The organism is Bradyrhizobium sp., from assembly GCF_049586575.1.
Classification (GTDB): Bacteria; Pseudomonadota; Alphaproteobacteria; order Rhizobiales; family Xanthobacteraceae; genus Bradyrhizobium.
This window is the reverse complement of sequence record NZ_JBAVCF010000373.1, coordinates 1-5,705: the sequence shown is the minus strand read 5'-3', so window position 1 is coordinate 5,705 and position 5,705 is coordinate 1. Positions and strand designations below refer to the sequence as shown.

The following is a 5,705-nucleotide window of genomic DNA, read 5'->3' as shown; positions in this document are numbered from 1 at the left end:
GGGCGACATGCTGGCGGCGATCGAAAAGGCCGCCTCCGCGCCGACGCCGGTCAATCAGCCGGCCGCAGCGGTGCAGGTCCGCGCGCCTTCGCCGGCGGACGACGCGGCGCGCGAAGAGCGGGTGAAGATGACGCGGCTGCGCCAGACCATCGCTCGGCGCCTGAAGGACGTGCAGAACACGGCTGCGATGCTCACGACCTTCAACGAGGTCGACATGACGAACGTCATGGCGTTGCGCGCGCACTACAAAGAAGTGTTCGAGAAGAAGCACGGAAGTAAACTTGGATTTATGGGCTTCTTCACCAAGGCTTGCGTGCAGGCGCTAAAGGACATTCCTGCCGCCAATGCCGAGATCGACGGCACCGACCTGATCTACAAGAATTACTACCACATCGGCGTCGCCGTCGGCACCGACAAGGGTCTTGTCGTTCCCGTAGTGCGCGATTGCGACCACAAGTCGATTGCGGAAATCGAAAAGAGCATCGCCGATTTCGGACGTCGCGCCCGTGACGGCCAGCTCAAGATCGACGAGATGCAGGGCGGCACCTTCACCATCACCAATGGCGGCATCTACGGTTCGTTGATGTCGACGCCGATCCTTAATGCCCCGCAGTCGGCCATTCTCGGCATGCACAAGATCCAGGAACGGCCGATGGCGGTCGGCGGCAAGGTCGAGATTCGGCCGATGATGTATCTGGCGCTCTCCTACGACCACCGCGTCATCGACGGCAAGGAAGCAGTGACATTCCTGGTGCGGGTGAAGGAGAGCCTGGAAGATCCGGCGCGGCTGGTGTTGGATCTCTGATCGGCAGCCAGATAGTTCGAAGCGCCGCGGTAATCCTCCGGCGCTTCTAGTAGGTAGGATTCAATCGTAGGGGCGTGCTCTTGACCGACAAAGTTGCAATCATCACCGGCGGCAGCCGTGGCATCGGCCGCGCTACCGCGCTCGCCGCCGCGGCGCGAGGATTTCGCGTTGTCGTTGGCTACGCCAGCAATCAAAAAGCTGCCGACGGGGTCGTCTCCAAGATCGAAGCCAAAAACGGCAAAGCCATCGCGGTGAAATGCGATGTCGGGAGCGAGGCCGACATTCTTGCATTGTTCAAGGCCGCAGATGCCTTTGGTACCCTCGGCGCGCTGGTAAACAATGCCGGCATCATCGGCCCAACGGCTCGTGTTGACGATATGTCCGCCGAGCGGATCCAGCGGATCATGGCGGTCAACGTCACCGGCAGCATGCTTTGCGCCCGCGAGGCGGTGAAGCGGATGTCGACCAGGCACGGCGGCAAGGGTGGCGTGATCGTCAACCTGTCGTCGGTCGCGGCGAAACTCGGCTCGCCCAACACCTATGTCGATTATGCGGCCTCCAAGGGCGCGATCGATTCCTTCACCGTCGGGCTCGGATATGAAGTCGCCAGCGAAGGCATTCGCGTTGCCGCGATCCGGCCTGGCCTGATCGACACCGAAATTCATGCTTCCGGTGGCGAGCCTGACCGGGCACACCGGCTCGCGCATGTGGTGCCGATGAAACGCATCGGCACCGCGGATGAAATTGCCAATGCCATCGTCTGGCTGATGTCGGACGAGGCCTCTTACGTCACCAGCGCCATCCTTGATGTCTCGGGCGGACGTTAAAGCGGTCGCATATTTAAGGTGCAGGGTTCGATCATGGCCACTTACGATCTAGTTGTTATCGGCACCGGTCCTGGCGGGTATGTCTGCGCGATCCGCGCCGCACAGCTCGGTATGAAAGTCGCCGTGGTCGAGAAGAACGCGACCCTCGGTGGCACCTGCCTCAATGTCGGATGCATGCCTTCGAAAGCGCTGCTTTACGCCTCCGAAATGTTCGAGGAAGCCGCGCATTCCTTCGCCAAAATGGGCGTCAGCGTTTCCGCGCCCAAGCTCGATCTGCCGTCGATGATGAATTTCAAGCAGCAGGGCATCGACGGTAACGTCAAGGGCGTCGAGTTCCTGATGAAGAAGAACAAGATCGACGTGATCGCAGGCAAGGCTAAGATCCTCGGGACCGGCAAGATCGAAGTCGCAGGCAATGACGGCAAGACGAAAACCGTCGAGACGAAGAATATTGTCATCGCCACCGGCTCGGACGTCGCAAAGTTGAAGGGCATCGAGATCGACGAGAAGCGCATCGTCTCTTCGACCGGCGCGCTCGCGCTCGACAAGGTTCCGGGAAAATTGCTGATCGTCGGCGCCGGCGTGATCGGGCTCGAGCTCGGCTCGGTGTGGCACCGGCTCGGCGCCCAAGTCACCGTGGTGGAATTTCTCGATCGGATCCTGCCCGGTATGGACGGCGAGGTCGCCAAACAATTCCAGCGCATGCTCGAGAAGCAGGGCTTTGCGTTCAAGCTCGGCGCCAAGGTCACGGGCGTTGACAGCTCAGGCAAGAGTTTGATTGCGCAGGTCGAGCCGGCTGCCGGCGGGCCATCGGAAAAGATCGAAGCAGATGTTGTGCTGGTCTGCATCGGACGCGTCCCCTACACCGAAGGTCTCGGCCTGAAGGAAGCCGGCGTTGCGCTCGACAATCGCGGCCGCGTACAGATCGATGCGCACTTCGCCACCAGCCTCAAGGGCGTCTATGCGATTGGCGATGTCGTGGCCGGTCCAATGCTGGCGCACAAGGCCGAGGATGAGGGCGTCGCGGTTGCGGAAATTCTGTCTGGCCAGGCGGGCCACGTGAACTACGACGTCATCCCTGGCGTTGTGTATACAACGCCCGAGGTTTCTTCCGTTGGCAAGACCGAGGAAGAGCTGAAGCAGGCCGGCGTTGCCTATACGACCGGTAAATTCCCGTTCACGGCCAACGGGCGTTCCAAGGTCAACCAGACCACTGACGGTTTCGTGAAGATTCTCGCAGATGCGAAAACCGACCGGGTGTTGGGCGTGCATATTGTTGGCCGCGAAGCCGGCGAGATGATCCATGAAGCCTGCGTTTTGATGGAATTTGGCGGTTCCGCCGAGGATCTTGCCCGTACCTGCCACGCCCATCCGACCCGTTCCGAGGCGGTCAAGGAAGCGGCGCTTGCAGTTGGCAAACGTGCCATCCATATGTGATCCTTGCCCGGCGCTAGTGGAGCGGATTTGACATTCGCTAGCGGCTTGGCCGCGAGTTCGGGAAGCGAATGTCAAATCCAAACTCCACTAGGACTATAGTTGCTAGTGATCCTGTGATTCGAACATTCGCAAAAGTGGCCGCCGCGAAGGCATGCGAATGTTCGAATCGGACCACTAGTCGGATTAGGGTGACCTCGATGTTACGCCGCCTTCTTCAACCGATCTGGGTGCTACTCGCGGTCATCTTTCTGATCGAGGCGTGGCTGTGGGATCATCTCGAGCCGATCGTGGCCTGGGTGGTCGCGAAGATCCCGCTGCAATCCTTCAAGCACTGGTTGGCCGAGCGCGTCGATACGTTGTCGCCGGCGATGACGCTGATCGTTTTCATCGTGCCGGTGATTCCGTTATTTCCGCTGAAGCTGATCGGCTTCTGGCTGCTCGCCCACGAATACTGGCTCAGCGCCGCCATGACCATCATCTTCGCCAAGCTTGTCGGCGTCGGTGTCACGGCATTTGTCTTTGACGTGACGCGGCCGAAGCTGCTGGAGATGGGATGGTTCGAAAGGCTCTATGAGTTCGTGATGTCGCTGCGCGCCAAGGCGAAAGCCATGGTCGAGCCGATCAAGCAGCGTATCGCGGAAATGCTGCGCGGCAACGGCGACCGCTGGTCGTCACGCATGCTGCGGCTGATCCAGCGCTTCCGCAAGAGCGTGCACGAAGCACGCTAGTCCTTCACAATGCCAGATGCAATGCATGCGGCGCGAACACGCCGAGCGCGGTGAAGCCGATGCCAGCGAGCATCAGCAGGCCCGAAATCCAGGCGAGCCCGATCATGCTGGTGATGATGGCCGCGGACGCCAGCACGATGCCGATCTGGAAAGCCGCCGAGGCAAGTTCGAAGTGATGATATTTCGCGGTGGCCAGATCGCGCTCTTCTTCGGCATGCTTGGCGCGCTCGGATAGTTGCTCGGTGCCTTCGCCGGTTTCGGGTTCGGAGCGGTAGCGCGCCGCGGTCTTCTGCCAGGCGTCAATCTGCTTTTGCGCCGCCGCTTTCGCGGCTTCATCGCTCGGCAACGCAATCTTGGCCTGCTCGGCCGCAGTCTGCACCGTGGTACGGCGGATGCTTTTCGCCTGGAAGAACGCCCAGAGGTTCGAAGCCTCGACATTCTTGGCAATGGATTCCGTCTGCGCGCCCTTGCCCAGCGTTTCCGACAGGGCCAGGCAAAGTGCGATCACCGCGATCAAGAGCGCGATCTTCTTGTTTTCCCCCGAGGCATGCTCGGCGTGTTCAGCGTGCTCCATGCTTTCATGTGCGCTCATGAGTCTTCCCCTCTGTCCAGGGAGATAACGATGGACGAACAATATGGCGAGTGCAAGGGTTCAGGCGCGGGGATGCGCGCTCCGGTACACTTCGAGAAGCCGCTCGCTGTCGATGCCGGTATAAATCTGCGTGGTCGAGAGCGAAGCGTGGCCGAGCAATTCCTGGATCGCGCGCAAATCGCCGCCGCGCGACAACAGGTGCGTGGCAAAGGAATGGCGAAGCGCATGCGGCGTCGCGCTGTCGGGCAGGCCAAGCGCGCCGCGCAGCCGCGCCATGGTGAGCTGAATGATGCGAGGGCTCAAAGGTCCACCGCGCGCACCGACGAATATCGACCCCTCCGGCGGTAAGGAATGCGGGCACATCGCCACATAATCCTGAATCAGAGTCAGCACATTTTGCAGCACTGGCACCATCCGCGTCTTGTTGCCTTTGCCGGTGACCACCAGAACGTCGCCTTCGCCCGGCGCGGGCACGTCGCGGCGCTTCAGCCCCAGCGCCTCCGAGATGCGCAGGCCCGAGCCATAGAGCAGCGCCATCACCGCGGCGTCGCGTGCCCAGATCCAGGGATCGCGGTCTTCGCCGGCGCGTTCGTCGGCATCGGCAAGGCGTTTGGCGGCCGCCATAGGCAACGGCTTCGGCAGGCTCTTGCCAACCTTCGGCGCGCGGATCGCCGATAGCGCACCGACCTTGCCGCGGCCTTCGCGTTCGAGGAAGCGGCCGAAGGAACGCAGGCCCGCCAGCGCCCGCATCAGCGAGCGGCTGCCAATTTCGTCGGCGCGCCGTTTCGCCATGAAGGCCCTGACGTCGCTGGCTTCAAGGGCGGAAAAACTCGCCAGTGTCACGCGCGCTTGCCAGTGCTGGCCAAGAAATTCAAGGAACTGCCGCACGTCGCGGGAATAGGCCTCCGACGTCTTTGGCGACAGGCGCCGCTCGGCGCGCAAATGGGCCAGCCAGCGCGTCAGTTGCAGCGCGATCGATTCGTCCGCGCAGTCAAGCTCAATCGGTTGCGGGGCGGGAGCCGGCTTGGCCATATCTACTCTTGGCGCGATGATTCCTTTGATTATATCGCACCGTCTTGGTTTATCCTTCGCTAATTAGCAGGACAGGCTCACGTCGAAATGGACCATTCCACCCGTGCCCCGCCATCATCCGCATCGTCGACCGGCGTCGTCGATGTGCTGGTGCCTGTCGCGCTCGACCGGGCCTATTCCTATCGCGTGCCGCGGGGGCTCGACCTCAAGCCCGGCGATGTGGTGTGCGTGCCGCTCGGGCCGCGCGAAGTTGTCGGCGTGGTCTGGGCGGAGAACGCCAGTCC

7 protein-coding genes are annotated in these 5,705 nt (G+C 61.6%); 5 read left to right on the top strand and 2 right to left on the bottom strand.

Annotation, left to right across the window (positions count from 1 at the left end; all coding sequences use genetic code 11):
* The 4 genes from odhB to WB528_RS14685 all read left to right on the top strand — a co-directional run.
* The coding region (odhB, locus tag WB528_RS14700) for a 2-oxoglutarate dehydrogenase complex dihydrolipoyllysine-residue succinyltransferase (RefSeq protein WP_423889143.1) at positions 1–805 on the top strand (805 nt) is incomplete at its 5' end.
* Between the two features lie 80 nt (positions 806–885).
* Positions 886–1,632 (top strand): SDR family oxidoreductase, encoded by a 747-nt coding sequence (locus WB528_RS14695; protein WP_423889142.1) that lies wholly within the window; start codon positions 886–888, stop codon positions 1,630–1,632.
* A gap of 33 nt (positions 1,633–1,665) precedes the next feature.
* Positions 1,666–3,069, top strand: a complete 1,404-nt coding sequence (lpdA, locus tag WB528_RS14690) for a dihydrolipoyl dehydrogenase (RefSeq protein WP_423889141.1) — start codon at positions 1,666–1,668, stop codon at positions 3,067–3,069.
* A 197-nt stretch (positions 3,070–3,266) separates the two neighbouring features.
* Positions 3,267–3,797 carry a hypothetical protein gene (locus WB528_RS14685; RefSeq protein ID WP_423889140.1) on the top strand — a complete coding sequence of 177 codons (531 nt, stop codon included), beginning with the start codon at positions 3,267–3,269 and terminating at the stop codon, positions 3,795–3,797.
* A gap of 4 nt (positions 3,798–3,801) precedes the next feature.
* Here WB528_RS14685 and WB528_RS14680 read toward each other — a convergent pair whose 3' ends face one another.
* Together WB528_RS14680 and WB528_RS14675 are read right to left on the bottom strand one after the other, a co-directional pair.
* Complete coding sequence (locus WB528_RS14680; RefSeq protein WP_423889139.1) at positions 3,802–4,389, bottom strand: DUF4337 domain-containing protein; 588 nt, start codon at positions 4,387–4,389, stop codon at positions 3,802–3,804.
* 60 nt (positions 4,390–4,449) lie between these two features.
* Positions 4,450–5,421, bottom strand: coding sequence for a tyrosine recombinase XerC (locus tag WB528_RS14675; RefSeq protein WP_423889138.1), 972 nt, complete (start codon positions 5,419–5,421; stop codon positions 4,450–4,452).
* An 87-nt stretch (positions 5,422–5,508) separates the two neighbouring features.
* On the opposite strand from WB528_RS14675, the gene WB528_RS14670 reads away from it, so the two are divergent.
* Positions 5,509–5,705 (top strand): hypothetical protein (locus tag WB528_RS14670; protein WP_423889137.1); only part of this gene is annotated, 197 nt, incomplete at its 3' end.